Raw genomic sequence first — 22,921 nt, forward strand, 5'->3', positions numbered from 1 at the left:
AGGGGCACTTATGAAAAAATCACTCGTACTGCTAGCGACGCTGCTGCTCGCTAACGTCTCTGCCTGGGCGCAGAGCACCACCATCAAGATCGGCGCAAATACCTTTGTCGGCTACGGTCTGCTGTATCTGGCACAGGAAAAAGGCTATTTCAAACAGCAGGATCTCACTGTTGATCTGGTCAGCACCGAAGACAAACCGTCAACCGCTGCCGCAGTGGTGCGCGGCGATCTCGACGGCTGGGTCAGCACCGTCGACACCTTCATTTTCTACAACGCCGAAAAGCTGGGCCTGAAGCAGGTGCTGGATATCAGCCAGTCGTACGGTGCGGAGGGGATTCTGGCGACCAAAGATATCACCGACGTTGCGCAGCTGAAGGGCCGCAAGATCGGCGTGGAGGAAGGGTCGCCCGCGTATTTCCTGCTGCTTAACGCGCTGAAAGATGCCGGCCTGAAGCCGTCGGATATTTCGGTAGTGAATATGAAAGGTTCCGATGCCGGTGCGGCGTTTATCGCCGGTCAGATCGACGTTGCCGCCACCTGGGACCCATGGCTGGCGCAGGCGAGCAAACGTGCCGGTGGCCACGTGCTGTACAGCACCAAACAGAAACCGGGCCTGATTGCCGATACGCTGGCGCTGTGCACCGACTTTATTGCTCAGCATCCGCAGGCGGTCACCGGCTTTATTAACGCCTACTTTGCTGCATACCAGTTCTGGCACAGCCATCCGCAGGAGAGTGAAGCCATTATCGCCAAAACGTCCGGCATCCCGCTGGAGGATGTGAAGAGCGGCCTGACGCTGCTGAAATTCGGCTCGCCGGAAATCAACAAAGCCTATTTCCTGCAGGATGACGGCATCGACAGCGTGATCAATAACGGCTCGGCGATTTATCAGCAGGCCGGTGCCATCGCCAAACCGGCGACGGCGGACAAGCTGGTTGACCGCAGCGCACTGCGCACCGTACTGAAATAACGGGCGGGCAGTAATGAATCCTCAGCAGCAACGCGCGTCGCGTCATCACCGCGGGCGGCAATACCGCTACGGCCTGCTCGGCATTTTCATCCTGCTCGCGCTGTGGCAAGGGGTGTGGCTGGCGCAGCTGTTCCCGGCGATGTTCCTGCCGGGACCGCTGGCGGTCGCCGCCCGCGCGCAGCAGCTGTTTATCGACGGCAGTTTGAGCCGCGACCTCGGCGTCAGCATTCTGCGGGTGACCGCCGGCTTCCTGCTGGCGGTGCTGGCGGCGGTGCCGTTCGGCGTGCTGATGGGCGTGACCACGCGCGGCCAGTACCTGCTGGCCCCGCTGTTCTCGTTTATCCGCTATATGCCCGCCACCGCCTTTATTCCGCTGCTGGTGCTGTGGATGGGCATTGGTGAGGGACAGAAGCTGGCGGTGATTTTTATCGGTGCCTACTTCCATCTCACCCTGATGGTCGCGGGCTGCCTGCGTGAGGTGCCGAAAGAGTTTAAGGAGTCGGCGGCGATCCTCGGTGCCACGCGCGGCCAGCGCCTGCTGCGGGTGATCCTGCCTGCCGCCCTCCCGGCAATATGGGAGAAGATGCGCATTACGCTGGGCTGGGCCTGGACCTACATTGTGGTGGCGGAGATGGTGGCGGCACAGAGCGGCATCGGTTTCGCCATCCTGCGCGCTTCCCGCTATATGGATATCACCACGCTGTTCGCCGGGGTGATTGCCATCGGTGTGGTCGGTATTATCAGCGACGCGCTGTTCGTGCTCGGCGGCCGGCTGCTGTTTCCCTATGTTCCTTCGGCACAGGAGGCCACGCGATGACCAGCGTTGTCGACGTTCGCCGGCTGGGGAAAACCTTCCCCCACGCTGGAAAAAACAGACAGGTGCTGCGGGATATTGACCTGCAGGTGGCGCAGGGCGAGATCGTGGCGCTGCTCGGCCCGTCGGGCTGCGGCAAGTCGACCCTGCTGCGGATTATTGCCGGGCTGGAACAACATGATTCCGGCGAGCTGCGGCTGGCACCGGCAGTGAAGATCGGCATGGTGTTCCAGTCGTATTCCGTGTTTCCCTGGCTGAGCGTGGAGGATAACGTCGCCTTCGGCCTGACGCTGCAGGGTGCGACGAAAAAGGCCGCCCGACAGACGGCGCGCGAGCTGCTGGAGAAAGTGGGGCTGGCCGGGCAGGCGAAGGCGTGGACCTCGGTGCTTTCCGGCGGCATGAAGCAGCGGCTGGCGATTGCCCGCGCGCTGGCGGTGCGCCCGGAACTGCTGCTGATGGACGAGCCATTCGGCGCGCTCGATGCTTTTACGCGTTTCGAGATGCAGCAGCTGTTGCTACGGCTGTGGCAGGAGAGCGGGAAAACCGTGGTGTTTGTCACCCACGATATCGACGAAGCGATTCTGCTGGCCGACCGTATCGTCGTGCTGTCGCCGAACCCCGGCAGCGTAAACAGCATTATCCCGGTGGATCTGCCGCGCCCGCGTCACGATCTGACGGACCCAACGCTGCTGCAGCGGCAGGCGGCGCTGCGCAGCCACCTTTATCAACTGTTTTTCAGTATGCAGCGCCCGGTCGGGGCATCGCACTAAACCGCGCCGGGCAGGGAGGCCCGCGCCGCTACAGCAGATCCAACTGGCCGCCGTTCTCTTCTTGTTGCCTGCCTTTCTTTGCTGCTTTTACTTCTTTTACTGCCTTTACCGGAGCAGGCCGCTGCATCTCCTGATTGATCCAGTGCAGAATGACCTCACACACCCACTGCTGCTGCCGTTCGCTCATCGGTTGATGCTGAGGGATATCATGCCATTTACTCAGGCAGCCGCGGCAGCAGGTGGCGGTGGCGTGCTGGGCGATAAACACCGGATGGCCGCGCATCGGCGTCTGTTTTCCGTCATTGGCTGGTTCTGCCGGTGCCAACCGGGCGCGGACAAACTCTGCGGTATGCTGCTCGACCAGCGCCCGGCCTTTCTCCTGGCAATAACGATATTCCGCGCTGCCCAAATGAAAGCGCTGACGGAACGGGGAGCGGGCAAGCCGCTGGAAGAGGTGATCGATTGCAGGCATAAAACGGTCTTATTCAACGTTGAAGCAGTCTCTTTGTCTCGCCACAGCATGTGCCATAGTGCGGAAGGCTGGCAATAGACAAGCGGTGAAAAAACGCGAACTGTGGCATCTGCCCATCATTCACGAATGAAGGTAATACACATCGTGTAACCTCGAAACTACCCGCAGGATACCCACGAAAAAGCCACGCTCCGTGACCATTTCTGGCGGGGATAATCGCTCCCGCGTATCCTGTGAGCCAATGACAGTCGCCCTATTTGAACAGAACGATTCCGAAGGAAAAAAGATGAATTCAATCGGCATTTTTTGCGGTTCAGCTGAAGGATGTTCCCCAGAGTATATGAATGCAGCGCGCGCCACGGGCCAGCTACTGGCGCAAAAGGATATTGCCGTAGTTTACGGCGGTGGCCGGGTGGGGCTGATGGGCGCGGTCGCGGATTCTGCCCTGCAGCACGGCGGACGCGTGACCGGGGTGATCCCTCATGCGCTGTTTGAGCGAGAAATTGGCCATACCGGGCTGACCGAGCTGGTGGTGGTGGAGAATATGCATCAGCGCAAGCACCGGATGGCGGAGCTGTCTTCGGGCTTTATCGCCTTACCGGGCGGGGCCGGCACGATGGAAGAGATCTTCGAACAGTGGACGTGGGCGCAGCTCGGTATGCATCAGAAACCCTGCGCATTCCTGGATGTGAACGGTTTCTACCAGCCGCTGAAAGCGATGATTGAGCGCATGGCCGCTGAAGGATTTATCAGGCAGAGCTATATCGATATGCTGCTGTTTTCCGACAGCCTGGCGGAAATTATCGACTACTTTAACGACTACACGCCGCCGGCAACCAAGTGGGCTCCGCCTGTGGGGAGCCAGCATGGTTGATAAGAAGAAGATCCATATTGCCGCTGCGACGATCGCTGAAGGTTAGCAGGTGGCGTGAAAAGGCGTGCAGACCGCGCCGAGTTTCCGATCTGTTGAGGGTAACGGCATCGCCGCAGCCATGTCGTTACCCCTATCAATTAGGCTTTGAAGCCTGAGCCGATAACGATGATTTAGCGGCTCAGCGTGGCATTCAGCGCATCAATCGACGTCTGTAATCCCGCTTCCACGCTCATGGTCAGATCTTCCATCTCCAGCGATACGTAGCCGTCGTAGCCGGTCATCCGCAGCACCGAGAAGAACTCCTTCCACCACAGCAGATCCTTGCCGCAGCCCACCGCCACGTAGTTCCAGGTGCGGGTTTTGGTATTGGTCACCGGCTGATACTCCATCAGGCCGTCAACGTCCGCCAGGCCGCGCTCGATGCGGGCATCTTTACCGTGAACGTGGAAGATCGCGCCTTCCAGCTTGCGTGCCGCTGCGATCGGGTCCGCGCCCATAGCAATCAGATGCGAAGGATCGAGGTTCATACCGATCATCTCATCCACTTCGTTACGCAGGCGCAGCAGCGTGGACGGGTTGTACACCAGCTGGCACGGGAACTCTTCAATGGCGATCTTCTCGATCCCGTGCTGTTTCGCGTGCTGTACGAATTTTTTCCACCATGGGATCGCCACTTCATTCCACTGGTAGTCGATCACGCCAGGCATGTAATCAGGCCAGGAGATGGTGGAGGTGATCCAGTTCGGCACACGATCTTCCGGTCCGCCGCCCGGCAGGCCGCTCATCATCACGATCTTTTTCACGCCCAGCTTGCCCGCCAGCTCAATGGCGCGATAGCTGCTTTGAGTGTGCTTCTCACCCAGCTCGCCCGGGGCCAGCGGGTTGCCGGAACAGTTCAGCGCCACGATTTCGATATCGCGTTTAGCCAGCTCGGCCTGGAACTGGCGCAGTTTTTCCGGCGAGCCCAGCAGCTCTTCGGTTTTCACATGCGGGCACGGCGACCAGCCGCCAGCGGTCATTTCCACGCCGGAAATACCGTAGCCTTTCACTTTATCCAGCATATCCGGGAAGGAAAGATCGGCCAGAACATCGGTACATAATGCGAGTTTCATGCTACATCCTTAATAAAAAGATTAATGCTGTTCAAACTGGTCAATAAATTCACGTTTAGTTTTGGCGCTGGCGAGGATTAACGTATTGGCATCATCCCCCAGCATATCGGCAATATCCGCCAGTACCTGAACGTGTTCATTTTTCGTCGCCGCTACGGCGACCATAATAAAGACCACCTGACCGGCTCCCCAGCTCACGCCGTTTGGAAACTGGAAAATCAGGAAGCCGGTTTTTTTAACCAGATCGATATGTTCTTTGGCACAGTGTGGAAAGGAGATGCCCGCGCCGATACAGGTCGAGACGTCTTTTTCCCGCTTCAGCATCGCCTCAAAAAAGCCGGGCTTAACGTAGCCCGCCTTTTCCAGCTCATCCGCAGCGATTTTAATTGCCTCGGTTTTATTCGCGGCCTGGCAGTCCAGATAAATAACCTCTTCAGACAATTTCAACATGGCGTTCTCCTGACACTGACTGTGTTATGCCAAATAAAGAGCAGGGCACTCTGGAATAGTGACATCGTGTTTCTGGCCATCTTTCAGCGATGCCAGACCGGCATCACACACCAGCGCAACAACATACCCATCCCACGATGACGGGCCGGTCATGGCGCTGCCGCGGGAAATATTGTCGACAAAGTTCTGCACTTCACGGTCGTAAGCGGTGGCGAAGCGCTCCATGCAGGACTGGGAAATATGGCGGCTGACACCGTTGGGGGAGCGGGTGTAGGTCAGCGCCTGCTCGGTCAGGCCGCTGATGGCGTTCTCACCGATCACTTCACAGCGAATGTCGTAGCCGTAGTTGCAGTTAACGAACAGCTCATCATCAATGCGCACGCCGGATTCCGTTTCGAAAATCACAATCAGCGGGTCCTGCAGATGCGGATACGCCCGGCTGGTTTTCTTACGTGGTTTATCCACGCGCACCGAGACGATATTTTCGTTCAGCAGGTAGCGAATAATGTCGATTTCATGGGTGGCCGAGTCGTTGACCGCCATTTCCAGCGTATAGCTTTCCGGTACCGACGGGTTACGGTGCGCGCAGTGGATCAGCATGATTTCACCCAGCTCACCGCCGTCAATGGTCTGCTTCAGAGCCTGATAGCCCGGATCGAAGCGGCGCATAAAGCCCAGTTGCAGCAGGCGCTTACCGGCCGCGACTTCAGCAGCGATGATTTCCTGCGATTCATCTGCGGTTGGCGTTAGCGGCTTCTCGCAAAATACCGGCTTGCCGGCTTTAAACGCGGAGAGGATCTGCGCTTTATGCACCGGGCCAATCGAGCAGATAAATATGGCATCAACCTGGTCTGAGTTAATCAGCTCGTCGGCATCATAAAACGCCGTGGCGTGATATTCGGCGGCAACGGCATCGGCCGCTGCACGGTTAATATCACAGACTGCGGTGACCTGCGCGCCGGTAATGACATTGTTAAAACGCTGAAGATGGTCGCGGCCGATCATACCCAGGCCAATTAAACCGATTTTTACCGTCATTCTATTTCCCTTTACATCTTTAAGTTAAAAACGAAACTTTTTCTCGATTTGTTCTAACGTCAGCCCGCGCGTTTCCGGCAGATATTTCACCAGCAGAACCAGCATGACGATATTCGTGACAGCGAAGAAGCCGAAGGTCATTCCGCCGCCGTACTGGCTGAGCAGGACCGGGAAAATAAGCTGGATAATAAAGTCGAAGATCCACAGGCCGAATACCGCAAAGCCCATTCCCACCCCGCGCATCCGCAGCGGATAGATTTCTGCCAGCATCAGCCAGAACACCGGGGCAATCCATCCCTGCATAAAGACCAGGAACACCAGCATTAAGCCGAGAATGATGTAGCTGGCGCCGTCGAAGTTCGCGTGCAGGGTGTCAACGCCGTTGAGGGTTTCGGTGTGGAAGAAAACCTTAAAGGACAGTCCGATTAAGATCAGGCTGATGGTGACGCCCGCCTGGCCGGTAAAGAACATTTTGCGCCGCGAGTGTTTGCCGATGAGTACCATTCCCAGCAGCGTGGCCAGTACCGATACCACGCCGTTGGCGACTGCGCCGGTCACCGCTGCCGCATCGCCAAGCCCGGTCGACTTCAGCACCGTCGGTGCGTAATACATAATGGTATTAATCCCGGTCACGCGAGTGGCGAGGACGATCATCAGGCCGATTAACAGCAGCTGTACCACCCAGCGCTTTTTCAGCTCTTCGAACAGATTAAACTTCACCGCATCAGCTTTAATAACCTGTTGGATCTCCCTGATTTCACGCTCAACTTCTTCCGGAGCGCGAAGGGTCTTTAATACGTTAATGGCTTTTTCGGTTTCGCCACGGCGTATAAAGAAGCGCGGTGACTCCGGCATCATTAACATGCCGATCCACAGCAGCGCGCCCGGTAGTGCGGGGATGGCCAGCATGATGCGCCAGTTGTGGCCCATATCCGGATAAAGATTAACGATGGTGGCGTTGACGCTATAGGCGAGGAATTGCCCGGTCACAATCATCAGTTCGTTAACCGTCACCAGCCGCTCACGCTGATCGGCGCGCGCCAGCTCGGAGATGTAAATCGGCACCGTCACCGAGGCGCAGCCGACCGCCAGGCCCAGAATAAAGCGCGCCACAATCATTGAGGGCACATCCCAGGCAAATGCCGTGCCCAGTGCACCAAACATAAAGATAGCGGCAACCCACAGCAGGTTTTTGCGTCGCCCCTGTTTATCGGAAAGATAGCCGCCAAATAAGGAGCCTAACGCCGCACCGAACAGCAGGAATGAGGTAATAAATCCTTCTTGTGCAGGCGTCAGATTTAAATCATATTTCATGAAGATTAATGCGCCGGAAATAACCCCGGTGTCATAGCCGAAACACAGACCGCCTATCGTCGAGACGATAGTAATCATCCGCATCCGTTTATTATTTTGCAGGTTTGTAATATTAGACATAACTGTTCCATCTGGTTATAAGGTAAAACAGGGACGAGCCGATATTATCGATTAGGTTATGATTAATTAATTTTTATAGCGCAAAGCTGGCGCTAAATATTCAGTCACCCTTTTCTGAATGCAAAGACAGAGTGGGAATCTAATTTTCACCGGTTGTTACGTAGTGAAAGTGCTGTCGTTGAGGTTACGTTACATCAAAGTGAAAATAAAAAACCATGAGGGCGAAAAGATAAGATTTAAGAACGTGCCGGAGATCATAAAACGCGCATGATATTGCGCGTTTTGAGTGACATTAATCACATTAACCATTGTCATGATTGACAAAGCAAGAATGAAGATGTGCCGAAATTGATGTTTCGAAATTCACTTTAATACATATACCGTTTTGATGATTTTAATTATTTCCTCGCTCCACCGGATAAAGTGGGGGATTTTTGAGCGACAGATCGTCAGCGATTTTTCTCTATTTATACGTTTGTATTAAAAATGACTCACTCCGGTGTGATTTATGAACAGATTTAAAATGTGACGGCGATCATGTTTCCTTTTCTGCAAAATTAGCGATAGCAAATTTATACATTTCTGCCACTGGCGATTATTTTCAAAGCTTTTAAACTCAACAGGTTAAATAATCATAAAAAGCAAAAATGATGACTACTGCCGTCATTGATGATGCAAGAATAGCGGCACACCCACTGGAGACATCATGCAGATCTACTGCCTCAACCCACAGTCCTCTTCCCGCTTCTTTGAGCAGGGCACACGGCCAAAACTGGCCTTTGTCTGCAAGGCTGAAGGCATGGAGGCCGCCATTCCGCGCGTGATGCACCAGCATGATGACCGCTTCGAGCTGATGTTTATCGCTGAGGGCAGCGGCATTTACAACATTGACGGTCGCGGCTATCACGTGAAGCGCGGCGACATTCTGCTGTTTAACCACGGCATCCTGCATGATGAAAATCCCCATGCCTCAGACGATCTGCTGATTTTTAGCTGCGGAGTTGAACAGCTGAAGTTTGACGGGCTGCCGCTTAATTTCCTTACCGCCCGTTCGCAGGTTGCGGTCATGCCCAGCGGTGAGGCTTACGCCGAGATTTGCGGAATGTTCGGACAGATGTGGCAGCACGTTAGCAGCAGAAGCGTATACGGGGAAGAAATCAGCCAGGCATTGCTCAGCGCACTGTTACTGCTGTGCCGCAGTATCTGGGTTGCCAATAAGCAGGAAAAGGAAACTTCGGAATCCCTGCTGGGGCAGAGAATTAAAGATTACATCGACAGCCGCTATAAAAGTGATATTGCCCTTAAATCGATTACCGCTGCGCTAAATATGAACCAGTTTTATCTGGCACACGTATTCAAAGCCTATTCAGGCTATTCACCTAAGCAGTATCAAACCCGGCGGAGAATAGGCGAAGCGCAGACGCTACTGCTCAGTACCGATTTAGGCGTGACGGAAGTCGCTAATGCGGTGGGCTATGACAATGTGAATAACTTCCACCGCATCTTTCATAATCTTGTTGGCATACCGCCGGCCCGCTATAAAAAATTCTGGCTGACGGGGCAGATAAAGTCATGATATTTATCCTTCATCTGGAAAGTAAATTAAATAATTCCCATACGGCTTGAATATTCTGTCAATTTAATTTGCATTTTCTCCTGTGGCTCCAATAGTATTGTAGCCCGACATATTATTTTACGGTTTGCAGTATTTTGAACAGGCACCTTAATACGATCGCAGCCTGCTTTCTGGTTTGGAAAGCGAAAGGCGAGGTGCCAGCATGGACGACAACGCAAGGAGCAGGGAATGCGCCAGGACTGCGCTCAGGGTTTATTACGTCTTATTCGATGGGGATGGCTTGGCCTGTCCGTCGCCGTCACGCCGGTATTGGCTTCACCCAACAGCCCCGCGCGGGAAGCCGCCTCGATAGATGCGCAGGAACAGCTACGCCAGCAGGAGCGCGAGCGCGTGCTGCGCGAGGAAAATACCCCGCACCCCGATGCCCGGCTGCGCCGCCCGGATGTGGCTCTGCCCGATTATCCGCAAAATGAGTCTCCCTGCTTTATTATCAACAGCCTGCGCCTGATCGGGGATTCCGCCGATCGTTTTGGCTGGGCGCTGAATGCCGCAAAGGGCGCAAAAGGGCGCTGCCTCGGTAGCCAGGGTATCGTGCTGACGATAAACAAGGTACAGAACGCCATTCTGGCCGCAGGCTATGTCACGACGCGGGTGATGGCGCAGGAGCAGGATCTGACGACCGGCGTGCTGACTCTGACGCTGCAGCCGGGCCGTATCGGCCAGGTTCGCTTTGACGATACCGTTTCGTGGCGCGGTCGGCTGTGGAATGCCATTCCGGCCTCCCCCGGTGAGATCCTTAACCTGCGTGATATCGAACAGGGGCTGGAGAACTTTAAACGCGTTCCCAGCGCCGCCGCCGATATTCAGATCGTTCCCGGTCAGCAGGATGCAACCAGCGATCTGCTGGTGAACTGGCAGGAAGGCCGCCCGGTACGTTTGAGCCTGGGGCTGGATGACAGCGGGTCGAAAAGCACCGGCCGCTACCTGGGATCGGCTACACTGGCTGTGGATGCTCCCTTTGCCCAGAACGACTTGTTCTACGTGAATACGGGCAAAGACCTGTTTGAACACGGGCCGTTTGGCAACCATTCTCATGCCCTGAACTACTTTTTCCCGTTTGGATACTGGGCGCTGTCGGCCAACTACAACAACTATACCTACCACCAGAATATCCCTAACGCCAACGAGGTGCTGACCTACAGCGGCAAAAGTAACAATGCCCAGCTGACCCTGTCGCGGCTGATTTTTCGTAATCAGTCGCACAAAACCACGCTGAATCTGCGCGGCTGGCGCAAGCGTTCCACCAATGCGGTCGACGGCATCAATATGGATCAACAGAGCCGCCGCACCGCCGGTTGGGAAATTGGCGTTAATCAGCACAGCTACCTCGGCGACAGCACGCTGGATGCCAATATCAACTGGCATCGCGGCACGGGCGCATTGGGCGCGAAGCGCGCCCCGGAAGAACTCACTCACAGCGGCAGCGCCCGTACCGGCATCCTGCTGGCGGATCTCAGTCTTAATCAGCCTTTCGCACTGGCGGAACAGCCGTGGCGCTACTACACCGCGGTGCGCGGCCAGTGGAGCAGCAACGCACTGACGCCGCAGGAACGCATGGCCATTGCCGGGCGCTACACGGTACGCGGCTTTGACGGCGAGCAGATGCTCTCCGGCGAGAAGGGATTTCTGTGGCGCAACGAGCTGGCGTGGAACGTGCTGGCACAGGGGCAGGAGCTGTACCTGGCCGCGGACTACGGGCGCGTAAACGGACCCGGCACCCGCTATCTGGTGGGACACCAGCTGGCGGGCAGCGCCCTTGGCGTGCGGGGATCGCTGTGGCAGCGGTTCAGCTACGACCTGTTTGCCGGCGTGCCGCTGTATAAAGCGGACAGCTTCCACACCTCAGGCGCTACGGCGGGTTTTAGCCTGAACCTGGAAATCTGACACCGCTGATTATCCTTTACCGCCGGCAGGAAACGCCACGGCGGCACCAAACGGACTGGCTTTTTTCACGGACGAAAATCATGAATAAACATTGCTATCGCCTTATCTTCAGCCGCACTCACGGAGAGCTGCGGGTGGTTTCCGAGCTGGCCCGCAGCTGCAGTACCGAACCGGGGCAGAGCCGGGGCAACGGTGCGCCCCGGCTGTGGGTGACCGTTCGCCGTGCGGTGTGGATGCTGGGGCTGGCTATCGTCGCCGGGCCTGCCATCGCCGGTGGGATCGTGGCCGACGGCAGCGCGGCTCCCGGCCTGCGTCCGCAGGTGATTGCCACCCAGAACGGGCTGTCGCAGGTCAACATTACTGCGCCGAATCAGGCGGGCGTCTCGCACAACCAGTTCACGCAGTTTGATGTCGATCGGAATGGCGCGATCCTCAACAACTCATCGCTGATGACCTCCACGCAGCTGGCCGGGATGATCCAGGGTAACCCGAATCTGAAGCCGGGCAATGCGCCTGCACGCGTGATCCTCAACGAGGTGAACAGCAATAATCCCAGCCAGCTGCGTGGTTTTCTGGAAGTCGCGGGCGGGCGTGCTCAGGTCATTGTTGCCAACCCGTCGGGGATCGTCTGCAGCGGCTGCGGCACCATCAACGCCGGGCGAATGACGCTGACTACCGGTAAACCACAGCGGGATGCCAGCGGAGCGATCTCCGGCTATCAGGTTGAGCGCGGCACGCTCCGCATTGAAGGCGGCGGCCTGAATGGCGATGCCCGTCACGACACAGGCTACGTCGATCTCCTTGCCCGTGCGGTTGAGGTCAATGCCGGCATCTGGGCTAACGATGAACTGGCGGTGATTGCCGGCCGCAACCGCATCAGCGCCGACGGCAAGTCGGTACAGCCGATTTCCGGCGGCGGTGCAAAGCCCGAGCTGGCCATCGATATGGGCCAGATGGGCGGCATGTACAGCGGGCAAATCCGCATGATGGGTACTGAAACTGGCGTTGGCGTGCGGAATCAGGGCGGGCATTTGCAGGCGGGAAACACCCTGACCGTCAGCAGCGCCGGGCGTCTGGTGTGGCAGCCGGGCAAGCAGGAGGCGTTCACGCAGGCTGCTGGCAACATCACGCTAACCGCGCAGGACAGCATTGAGCATCACGGCAAACTGCACAGCGGCGGTACGCTGACCGTCGAAAGCCGTGGAGGCGATATCCGCCAGTCCGGCACGCTGGCCGCCGCCGGGGATGTGTACCTTAAAGCGGGCGGTAATGTCACCAGCAGCGGGCATCTGCTGGCGGGCAGTAATGCCAACAGTCAGCTGGTGCAGGCGGCGGATTTGATTTTAAACAGCCAGGGGGATATCCGCGCCAGCGGCAGCCTGCTGAGTAAAAAAGAGGTCAGTCTGAGCGCGCGGCAGGTCGATACCAGCCAGAGCCAGCTCGCTGCCCGCCACGCCACGATAGCGGCGAAAAGCGGCAGCGTGGCAATCCGCCAGGCGAAGATCGACAGCGGCAGCCTGGACATCAGGACAACGGGAAATATAGAGGCGCAGCAGTCGCAGGTGAAAGCCGGGCGCTGGGATATCAGCGCCCGCAACCTGCTGAACCACGAGGGTGCCTGGTCGCAGTCGGCAAGCGCGGAAAGCCGCTTTACGATCAGCGGCACGCTGGACAACAGCCACGGCACGATCGAAGCGCAGCGGCTGGCATTGAACAGTGGCAGCCTGATTAACCAGTACGGGCGGCTGGTTTCCCTGGATGGCACCGCGCAACACTGGCAGATCGCCGGGAATCTCAATAACACCCGTGGTGAACTGGGCAGCAATGGCGATCTGGCACTTGATGCTTCGCGCCTGATAAACCAGAACGGCACCCTCGTCAGTCAGGCGGCGCTTTCCGTCAGTGCCGGGGGTGATATTGATAATGCCGCCGGTCAGCTGCTGGCGGGAAAACGCCTGACGCTGAATACCGCAGGCGCGATCGATAACCGTGGCGGTACTCTGAACGGCGGCGAGCTGAAGATGACGATGCAGCAGCTGCACAACGCGCAGGGCAGCGTCATCAGCCAGGGCGATCTGAACCTGGCCTCACAGCAGGACCTCGATAACCGGCAGGGGATGATTGGCGCGGGCGGCAGATTAATCATCACCACGGAAGGCGACTGGCACAATCAGGCCGGTACGGCGCAGGGCGAAACCGAGCTGAGCGTATCTGCACAAAATATTGATAACGCGGGCGGCAGGCTGCTCTCCGGCCAGCGGCTGACGCTGAATGCCCGTCAGGCGCTGGATAATCGCGACGGCGAAATCGGCGGTGAAACGCTCAGGCTGATTGCCGGGCGGATCGACAATAGCAACGGGCGGATTATCGGCCAGCACTCGCTGACGCTGGAGGCCCGCCAGGTGCTGCAAAATACCCTCGGGCTGCTGGCCGCCGGAAAACAGCTGGATCTGGCGGCGCAGCGATTTAATAACGCCGAAGGCCGGATCGTCGCGCAGCAGGATCTTAAACTGAACGCACAACAGGCGCTGGATAACACCGGTGGACTGCTTGAGGCGGGTGAACGGCTGTCGGTCAGCAGCGGCGGAGAGTGGGATAACCGCAAGGGGACTGCGCAGGGGGGAACCGCCGTTATCGCAGCCGCTGCCCGCCTTGATAATCGCGGTGGCAGATTGCAGTCCGGCGGCGATCTTCAGCTCAGCACGTCGGGCGATGTGCTGAATCAGGCCGGGCGGCTGACGGCGCAGCGTGCGCTGGGCTGGCAGGGCGGTGCAGGCAGCGGCTTGAATAATGACGGCGGTTCACTGCAAAGCGGCGGCTCGCTTTCCCTGACCGGTGGCCAGCTCAGCAACCGCCAGCAGGGCGTGGTGTTCAGCCAGCAGGCGCTGTCGCTGGCACTGACGGGGGAGTGGAATAACCATAACGGCACGCTGACCGGCAGCGGCACCTTCGATAATCATCAGGGCAGCGTACAAAGCCAGCAGGATGCCACGCTTGTCGCAACCAGCCTGAACAACGAACTGGGCATGATGCAGTCCGCCGCCGGGCTGGCGCTGCAAATCACCCGGGATATCGTTAACCGTGCGGGGAAAATCAGCGCGGGCGGGCAGCTGAGCGTGCAGGGAGAGAATGCCACCGCGGCTGGTCGGCTGAATAACGCCGGTGGGCAGCTGCTGGCGGGTGAGCGGCTGACCGTATCCGCACGGGAAGTGGATAACCGCCAGAGCGGCCTGCTCTACAGCCAGCAGCAGATGATGCTGATGCTGGGCGAGGGGCTTGATAACCGTTCGGGCCAGCTGCAAAGCGGCGAAAGCCTGACGCTGGTGGCACAGTCCCTGCTGAACGGCGACGGGGCGATAGACAGTCAGCAGCAGCTGGCTTTGCGCATTTTCGGCGAGATCGCCAATGCCGCCGGAGCCATCCGCAGCAACGGCGATCAGCACATTACCGCAGGCCAGATCGATAACCGCAAGGGCGTATTCAGCAGTCGTGGCGGCATGGAAATGACCGTCGTGCGGCTGGAAAATACCGATGGCACGGTGATTAGCCAGGGCCGTGGTATTTACCGCGTTGAAACGCTGAATAACCGCCAGGGTAAGATCCACAGCGGCAATGCGCTGACGCTGACCGCCACGCAGGTCAGTAATCAGAGCGGGCAGCTGGTTTCCACCGGAGCCCTGGCCCTTCATACCGCACAGCTGGATAACAGCGCAGCAGGAACGGTCAGCAGCCAGGATGCACTGAGCGTGCAGGCGGAGCGGCTGAACAACCGCGACGGTGGCCTGCTGCTGGGCAGCGCGCTGACGACGCTCACCGTGCAGGCACTGGATAACACCGCTGGTCGGCTGCAAAGCGCCGGTGCGATGACATTCAGTGGGCTGAATACGCTGGATAATCGCCAGGGGCGTATTCTGGCTAACGGCGCACTCAGTTTTAATGCCCGTGCCGTGGCTTCTGCCCTTGCGCTACTCAACCAGGGCGGCGCCATTCAAAGCGGCAATACGCTGCACCTCAATACCCGCACGCTGAACAATCAGGGCGGCATGCTGCAAAGTCAGCAGGCCCTGACGCTGGCAGTACAAACGGACTATACCCATCGCACAGGCGATACCCTGAACAGCAACACGGTAGTCACGCTGACCGTGGCCGGTGTGATGACCAACCTCACTGACTGGCTGCTGCCCGGCAGCCTGACCCTTAACAGTACGCATCTGACCAACCGCGGATCGCTGGTGGGGAAAGTGCTGCGGCTGACAACCGGCATGCTGGTCAACGGCGGGCGACTGGAGGCCAACCGGATGACGCTGAACGTCGACACTCTGGATAACGCGGCTGCGGTGATGGGCGATGAGATAACGATCCATGGCCGGATCGTCGATAACCACGGCGAGGCGGCAGCGATCGCCGCCGTGCAGGATCTGGATCTGCAGGCGACGCAGCGCGTTACTAACCGCGACGGATCGCTGATCTACAGCGGAGATCGTCTGCATCTTGGCAGCGGCGATCTGATCGAAAACCGCGCCAGCTTTATCGAGGCCGATGGTGATATCACGATCGAGGCCCGCCGTCTGGAGAATCTGCGTGAAGGGCTGGAAATTGAGCGCGACGCGGAGAAAAGCGAATACAAGTGGCATCGGTATAACTACTACTGGCGATCGTATGGATCGGAAGTCGGCACCGATAAAAACACGATGACACCGACGACACAGCAGATGACCTTCCAGAATGAGGACGCGGTAAAAAATAGCCCGTACGGCACACTACTAGAGATTGATGCTACAGGAAAGCGGGCAAAAGTCCGGGTTAAGTACGATAAAGGCGCTGTGACTGATATGTGGGTGAATTACCTTTCCCTCATCCCACATGCGGACGGCAGCTATGACATGACGTTTTATGAAACGCGTGGATTCCGGCAAAACGACGTTCCGACGCCCTATCACAATACGTTCTGGCGTGAACACGATCGCGGGCGTCTTGAACAATGGGACCCTGAAAGGCATCTGGACATCTTTGATGCGCCGTTTGTAGACGATTACAACAACCTCCGCGAGCGTTCCGTTACCGGCACCGCATCGCGCGACAGGCTGATCTCGGAAGGCACCGGCGCACGTATCCTGGCGGGCGGCAGTATGGCACTGCATATCACCGACAGGCTGCTGAACGATGCCAGCACCATTTCCGCCAACGGCAATCTGTCTATCGGCGGCGGCGGGACGGTGGAAAATAAAGGCTATTCGGTTAACGAACGCCGCCAGGAATACATCGTTGACCACTACGATCGTAATACCAAACACTGGTATCCCACTTTCAATCGTGATGAAACGACGGCGCTGACCACTATTGACGGCATCATTACCGGCAACGGTAACGTCACCATCAGCGGTGCCAGCATCAGCAACACCACGGTCAATCAGGCGCAGATTAGCAGCGTGGAAGCGGCGCTGAAGGCGGCGGAAGCCGAACGCGCCGAGTGGCAGCGCAATCCGCTGGCCTTTGAGGTTGAAGGAGCAGGCCGCCAGGAGGGGGAAACGCAGCTTGCGCCGGGCAGCAAGCCATCGGAGACGATAACCTTCCCCGGGCGGCCGCTGCTGCCTGCTGAACTGGCACTCACCGAAAAACAGCACCTGGGTGACGTTGCGACCTCAATACCGAATAACGGGTTGTTCCGCCAGGATACTGCCGCTGGCTCTCCGTTCCTGATCGTCACCGACGAGCGTTTTACCAGCCGCAGCAAATTTATCAGCAGTGACTACATGCTGGAGCGGGTGGGCTACGACCCGTCCCGGGTACAAAAACGGCTGGGCGACGGCTTCTATGAGCAGCGCCTGGTGCGGGAGCAGGTGCTGAAGCTGACAGGCCGCGCATCGGTCCGGGGCGAAGACGCCATGGAGCAGTACCAGCAGCTGATGAATAACGGCGTGAAGGTGGCGGAGGCGTTTAGTCTGGTCCCGGGCGTGGCGCTGACGCCGGAGCAGATCTCGGCACTTCAGCAGGATATCGTCTGGCTGGTCAGTGAAACCGTACAGACCGCCAGCGGCCCGCAAACGGTATGGGTTCCAAAAGTGTACCTGGCGCAGAACACCCTGCGGCTGACCGGTGATGGCGCGCTGATTGCCGGGGGGAATCTGCAACTTTCCGCCGACAGCGTGCAGAACGCGGGCAACCTGTTCGCCGATCGGGCGCTCAGCATTGATGCGACAGACTTCCGCCATCAGGGCGGAGAGATAAAAGCCGACAGCATCAACGTGCAGGCCGACAGTCTGTCGATAAGCACCAATCTGCAGGATGCCCTGCGCCAGGCAACGATGAGCGCCGGGGATATCTCTTTGAGCGGTAGCGACATCAGCCTGCAGGGCGCGAAGCTGGATGCCACGCAGAACCTCAGCCTTAATGCGCGCAACAGTCTGGATATCTCGGCAGCGAAAAGCAGCCACACCGCCAGCCTGGCGGTGATCTCCGGGGCGATGGGCAATCGTAATACCGGCGTGACGGAAGAGGCCGGTAAGCGTATGGCGCAGGTCAGCGGCGAATGGCAGCAGGCGCAGGGTAGCCAGCTCAGTGCCGGGGGCAACCTCAGCCTTCAGGCCGGGCAGGATATCACCCTGCAGGGCAGCCAGGTTAAAGCCGGAGAGCAGCTTGGCGTGCAGGCGGGCGGCGATATCAAACTGCTGGCGGACAGCACCAGTAATAAAACGCAGCTGGAGGCCGGAGCGCGTACCACATCGGTCAGCAACAGTCGTGAAGAGGAACGCCTGCTGCTCAGCACGCTGAGCGGCGACAAAGGCGTGAGCCTGCATGCGGGTAACACGCTGCTGGCCGCAGGCGCACAGGTTGACAGCACGGCGGGCAACATTGGATTAAGCGCCAACGATGTGACCATTAAAGAAGCGCATCAGCAGACGCAGGATCTGGACAGCGAACGACGGGGCGGCGGGAAATCCAAAAGCAGCCGCGTGGTGGACTCTTCGCGCGATGAGGTCACGGGAAGCACCTTCAGCGGGCGTGATGGCGTCACCGTTATTGCGCGTGAGGGCGATATCACCGCCACCGGCAGTACGCTGCACAGTGAAAAAGGGGGCATTGCGCTACAGGCGAAGAACGATGTGCTGCTCGACAGCGCCACGAAGCAGCAGTCGGAATACGTTGAATCGCACTCGCAGAAAAAAAGATTCCTGAAAAAATCCACCACCCATACGGTGCAGAACGATCGTGTGACGCGTGAGCAGGGCACCTTGCTGAGCGGCGACACGGTCAGCGTGGTCGCCGGGAAGGATGTAACGGTCAGCGGTTCGGCGATTGCAGCCGACCATGACGTGACCCTGCAGGCCGGTAACAACGTGGATATCCGCGCCGCCACGGAAAGTGAATCCCACTACCTGCTGAAGGAGAAGAAAAAAAGAGGACTGTTGGGCAGCGGCGGCATTGGCTTCAGCATCGGTAAACAGTCCACGCGCCATGAGCTCGATGAGAAAGGCACCACCCAGAGCCAGAGCGTCAGCACGGTGGGCAGCAGCCAGGGTAACGTCAGCATTACGGCGGGCGATAAGCTGCATATCGGCGGTGCCGATCTGGTAGCGGGGAAAGATCTGACCCTGAGCGGCGACAGCGTGCAGATCGATCCGGGCTACGACCAGCGCACGCGTAATGAGACGTTTGAAACGAAGCAGAGCGGGCTGAGCGTGGCGCTGTCGGGAACGGCAGGCAGTGCGCTGAACACGGCGGTCAGTACCGCGAAACAGGCGAGGAAGGAGAGCGACGGAAGGCTCAGTGCGCTACAAAATACTCAGGCTGCACTCTCCGGCGTGCAGGCGGCACAGGCGCTGGAGCGGGACGGGCTGGTGACTGAAGCCGCGAATGCCAGCAACGCCGCAGCCGGTCTGCAATCAGGCGACAACGGCGCAGCGCAGGGTGCCACTAATACCGTGGGGATCAGCGCATCTTACGGCAGCCAGTCGTCGAAAAGCGAAACGCATAGCGAAAGCCGCCAGTCGCAGGGCAGCACGCTGACTGCCGGGCAGAACCTGTCGATTAACGCCACCGGGAAAAACCAAACCGGCGGAAGCGGCGATATCACCCTCAGCGGCAGCGCGCTGAAGGCGGGCGGCGGGATGACGCTGGACGCCGCGCGGGATATTAACCTGCTGTCGGCGCAAAACACCGAACGCACCGAAGGTAAGAACAGCAGCAAAGGCGGCAGCGTGGGCGTGGGTATCGGCGCGGGAGCTGGCGGATACGGTATCAGTGTTTCCGCCAGCGTTAATGCCGGTAAAGGTCATGAAAAAGGCCACGGCCTGACGCATACTGAAACCACGCTGGATGCGGGCGGCGGCATCAGCCTGACCAGCGGGCGCGACACCACGCTGAAGGGCGCACAGGTCAGCGGCGAGAAAATTACCGCCGACGTGGGCCGTGACCTGACGCTGCAAAGCGAGCAGGACAGCGATCGCTACGACGCGAAGCAGCAGAATGTCAGTGCGGGCGGCAGTTTTACGTTTGGTTCAATGACCGGCTCGGGCTATGTCAGCGCCAGCCGGGACAAGCTGCACAGTAACTTCGACAGCGTGAACGAGCAGACCGGGCTGTTTGCCGGTGACGGCGGCTATCAGATTACGGTGGGTAAGCACACGCAGCTTGACGGTACGGTGATTGCCAGCACGGCGGATAAAGCAAAAAACAGCCTGGACACCGGTACGCTGGGCTGGAGCGATATCGACAACCGGGCGGACTTCAGCGCGGAGCACAGCGGCGGTTCGCTGAGCACCGGTGGCCCGGTGGGCAAAGACCTGCTGACCAATATGGCAGGTGGAATGCTGTCCGGTGCGAACAACAGCGGCCATGCGGCTGGCACCACGCAGGCCGCGGTCAGCGACGGTCAGCTGACTGTCCGCGACGGAGAGCATCAGCAGCAGGATATTGCCGAGCTGAACCGGGACGTGGAGCACGCCAACGACGACAGCATCAGTGCGATCTTTAACAAAGAGAAAGAGCAGAAACGCCTGAAGGAAGCGCAGCTGATCGGTGAGCTGGGGATGCAGGCGATGGATATCGCGCGGTCGCAGGGAGAGATAGCGGCGCTGGAGGCGCAGAAAGATCCGGCGAAGCTGGCGGCAGCGCGGGCGGAGCTGGAGAGTAAACATAAGCCCGGCGACGGAAACATCACCGACGCAGCGGTGGCGCAGCAGGCGTATAACAATGCGCAGGCAGAGTGGGGCACAGGCAGTAACGTGCAGAAGGCGATGCAGGCAGTGACGGGAGCGCTGACGGCACTGGCAGGGAATAACCTGGCGGGCGCACTGGCGAGCGGCGCATCGCCGTATCTGGCGACGGAAATCAAGAAACGCATCGGCGAGGACAACGTTGCCGCCAATGCGATGGCACACGCGGTACTGGGTGCCGTTACCGCCGAACTGAATAACCAGTCAGCGCTGGCAGGTGGCGTGGGCGCAGGCGGCGGTGAGCTGACGGCCCGTTTCATTATGGAGAAGCTGTTCCCGGGTAAACAGCCGTCGGAGCTGACTGAAAGCGAGAAGCAGCAGGTCAGCGGCCTGAGTCAGCTTGCGGCTGGGATTGCAGGCGGAGTGGCGTCAGGGGATATCTCCGGAGCGGTAACCGGTGGTCAGGCTGGGAAGAATGCGGTTGAGAATAATACGCTGAGTCTGCCTGCCGGGATGATGAATTATGGTCAGGCGGTTGCCTCATGGAGCCAGTATGCTCAAGACAATAATTTGACACCGGAACAAACTCAGGCCGGGCTAGATAAACTGGTGAAGGGGGATTTGCCTGAAGGTGCGAATATCACCAAAGTCATCGTGAATGGATATAAAGATGGTGTGCTGATAGTGGGTGCTGCTTATCTGGGGCCAGCGGCCTCGGCAGGTAAAGTAGTGGGTGGAGCAGTGATTGCGGAAATCGCTAATGGCACGTATCAATGGTTTAACCTGAATGAATCAGGTAATGAAAATAATAGCTGGGACTATACAGGAAGTATATCCGCTGGGATTACAGGTGCGCTGGCACCGGGACGTGGCGTCTGGCAGAACGTCGGGATAGCTGCAGGAGGCACAGTATTCACTGATGGGCCAGATGTAAGTGCTGTGGGCAGTTCTGCTGCCGGGGCTTGGGCTGGGGGAATATTTGGTGAATTAGCTCCGGGGGGTGTTAATTCGTTGGTAGGTAAGGAATTGCCTGGATTCATTTATGATATCGGAGGCGCATTCATATATGAGTCAGTAAATGATGCAAGTAAAGACATCCTTAAAAAACAGGAGGATGATAAACAATGAAAAATATATTTAAATATATTGCGTTGTTCCTGTATTTTTCTATGACCTTTTTCTTGCTCGGTTTGGCTGTTAGGGCTGGGGTTAGCTTAATTAAAATAGGTGAGTTATATATATCGTATGAGGGTATTGTTAGTAATGTGATTAAAAGCATCATTGCAGGTGCAGCAATTACATTAGCTGCAATATTTTTTAACCTGATAGATAAATATAAAGCTCGTAAAAAACCACCTTTCAACTCGGAGTGATTTTTTTGGAATCCCAACCAACTCTAATGGTTGGGGTTTTGATACAGTTGAGAATAACTATCTGAGTGAGAAAGAATCACGACAGCTTGATATAGAGATGCAGGCTTGCAAAGCATCTGGTGGTGACTGTAATAAGGTTGTCGAGAAATATATCGACATCAGTAATAAAAACAGTAAGGAACTGGTTGAAGCCTGCACAGGTGGCGGAGTTAAATGTGTCACCTGGGAGTAAATGGTTCAGGCGGATACTAATGTGGCTCTGGATGAAAATAAGCATCAGATAAGGCTGAGCGACAAGTTGAAAGATCCTGATGCCGCAGCTTTAGTGAAATATCTTAATGGTTCTGATCTAAAATTCCTGCAGGATAATATAACGACAGGCGATCGGATTATGGATGTAATACTGACACCTACTTCCTGGCCTGTAGCGGTGATGGGCGGAAAAGCTATTATTACGAACAGTGTCACTCAGAGGAAAGTGTTGTTAATTGCGGCAGGGGCGTCGGCTACTGGCAGTGCGGTTATACAGTATGGAACCACAGGTGAAGTAAGACTTTCCGATGTGATAGGTGCAGGTGTTATTGGAGCCATCACGGCTGGTAAAACTTATAATCCGACAGTGACGTGGAATGCTGCAGGTGGTTACTACTCAGCTGAAATAAAAGGAGATGATCCTTTTATGGCTGCAATACTGAGTAAATCTGGTACAGCAGCGGGTTATGCTGCTGGGAATGTTCTTAAGGTTCAAGCTGATAAAATATTTAACCCAGTATCAAAGCAATATGACTGGGTTCCAACAGGTGTTTGGACGATAACCAAGCCAGTTCCACAAAGTTCTATACCTTCAATATTTAGTAATAGCGGGAATTCTGTGATTTCAGGAGGTCTCACAGAGGGAGTAAATGAGGCATTAAAAGATAAATGAGGGGATAAATAATG

The 22,921-nt window shown here is 57.3% G+C and carries 14 protein-coding genes; 9 read left to right on the top strand and 5 right to left on the bottom strand.

Translation table 11 applies throughout. From position 1 onward, the window contains the following. The first annotated feature begins 10 nt into the window (after nt 1–10). Genes IBT46_RS20200 through IBT46_RS20210 form a run of 3 tightly spaced genes read left to right on the top strand, consistent with a single transcriptional unit; the run spans nt 11 to nt 2,554 of the window. Nucleotides 11–970 carry an ABC transporter substrate-binding protein gene (locus tag IBT46_RS20200; protein WP_200547133.1) on the top strand — a complete coding sequence of 320 codons (960 nt, stop codon included), beginning with the start codon at nt 11–13 and terminating at the stop codon, nt 968–970. 13 nt (nt 971–983) lie between these two features. Continuing rightward, the gene (locus IBT46_RS20205) at nt 984–1,787 is read left to right on the top strand and encodes an ABC transporter permease (RefSeq protein ID WP_200547134.1); all 804 of its coding nucleotides are present in this window, start codon (nt 984–986) and stop codon (nt 1,785–1,787) included. Next, nucleotides 1,784–2,554 (top strand): ABC transporter ATP-binding protein, encoded by a 771-nt coding sequence (locus tag IBT46_RS20210; RefSeq protein ID WP_200547135.1) that lies wholly within the window; start codon nt 1,784–1,786, stop codon nt 2,552–2,554. The genes IBT46_RS20205 and IBT46_RS20210 overlap by 4 nt, the downstream gene beginning before the upstream one ends. A 28-nt stretch (nt 2,555–2,582) precedes the next feature. On the opposite strand, the gene IBT46_RS20215 is transcribed toward IBT46_RS20210, so the two are convergent. Further along, nucleotides 2,583–3,026 carry a DUF4186 domain-containing protein gene (locus IBT46_RS20215; RefSeq protein ID WP_200547136.1) on the bottom strand — a complete coding sequence of 148 codons (444 nt, stop codon included), beginning with the start codon at nt 3,024–3,026 and terminating at the stop codon, nt 2,583–2,585. A gap of 286 nt (nt 3,027–3,312) precedes the next feature. Here IBT46_RS20215 and IBT46_RS20220 point away from each other — a divergent pair, with 286 nt between their 5' ends. Further along, nucleotides 3,313–3,900 (top strand): TIGR00730 family Rossman fold protein, encoded by a 588-nt coding sequence (locus tag IBT46_RS20220; RefSeq protein WP_200547137.1) that lies wholly within the window; start codon nt 3,313–3,315, stop codon nt 3,898–3,900. 170 nt (nt 3,901–4,070) lie between these two features. Here the strand turns inward: IBT46_RS20220 and IBT46_RS20225 are convergent, their stop codons facing one another. From IBT46_RS20225 to IBT46_RS20240, 4 genes are read right to left on the bottom strand one after another with little or no spacing between them, the layout of a single operon-like run. Next, a complete protein-coding gene (locus IBT46_RS20225; protein ID WP_105593048.1) occupies nt 4,071–5,012 on the bottom strand; it encodes a sugar phosphate isomerase/epimerase in 942 nt (313 codons plus the stop codon). Between the two features lie 21 nt (nt 5,013–5,033). After that, entirely contained in the window at nt 5,034–5,462 is a 429-nt protein-coding gene (locus tag IBT46_RS20230) for a PTS sugar transporter subunit IIA (protein ID WP_200547138.1), read from the bottom strand. A 24-nt stretch (nt 5,463–5,486) separates the two neighbouring features. Beyond that, complete coding sequence (locus IBT46_RS20235; protein ID WP_200547139.1) at nt 5,487–6,500, bottom strand: Gfo/Idh/MocA family protein; 1,014 nt, start codon at nt 6,498–6,500, stop codon at nt 5,487–5,489. A 24-nt stretch (nt 6,501–6,524) separates the two neighbouring features. Continuing rightward, nucleotides 6,525–7,934 carry a sugar porter family MFS transporter gene (locus IBT46_RS20240; RefSeq protein ID WP_200547140.1) on the bottom strand — a complete coding sequence of 470 codons (1,410 nt, stop codon included), beginning with the start codon at nt 7,932–7,934 and terminating at the stop codon, nt 6,525–6,527. Between the two features lie 706 nt (nt 7,935–8,640). On the opposite strand from IBT46_RS20240, the gene IBT46_RS20245 reads away from it, so the two are divergent. From IBT46_RS20245 to IBT46_RS27390, 5 genes are all read left to right on the top strand, one after another. Continuing rightward, complete coding sequence (locus IBT46_RS20245; protein ID WP_105593052.1) at nt 8,641–9,510, top strand: AraC family transcriptional regulator; 870 nt, start codon at nt 8,641–8,643, stop codon at nt 9,508–9,510. A 228-nt stretch (nt 9,511–9,738) separates the two neighbouring features. Then, nucleotides 9,739–11,454 carry a ShlB/FhaC/HecB family hemolysin secretion/activation protein gene (locus tag IBT46_RS20250; protein WP_200547141.1) on the top strand — a complete coding sequence of 572 codons (1,716 nt, stop codon included), beginning with the start codon at nt 9,739–9,741 and terminating at the stop codon, nt 11,452–11,454. An 80-nt stretch (nt 11,455–11,534) separates the two neighbouring features. Beyond that, entirely contained in the window at nt 11,535–21,737 is a 10,203-nt protein-coding gene (locus tag IBT46_RS20255; protein ID WP_200547142.1) for a hemagglutinin repeat-containing protein, read from the top strand. Further along, nucleotides 21,734–21,982 carry a hypothetical protein gene (locus IBT46_RS20260; protein WP_200547143.1) on the top strand — a complete coding sequence of 83 codons (249 nt, stop codon included), beginning with the start codon at nt 21,734–21,736 and terminating at the stop codon, nt 21,980–21,982. Before IBT46_RS20255 ends, IBT46_RS20260 begins: the two co-directional genes overlap by 4 nt. Before the next feature lie 253 nt (nt 21,983–22,235). Next, complete coding sequence (locus tag IBT46_RS27390; protein ID WP_234480214.1) at nt 22,236–22,907, top strand: hypothetical protein; 672 nt, start codon at nt 22,236–22,238, stop codon at nt 22,905–22,907. Nucleotides 22,908–22,921 lie beyond the last annotated feature (14 nt).

It is taken from the genome of Erwinia sp. S38 (assembly GCF_016624545.1).
GTDB lineage: Bacteria > Pseudomonadota > Gammaproteobacteria > Enterobacterales > Enterobacteriaceae > Erwinia > Erwinia coffeiphila.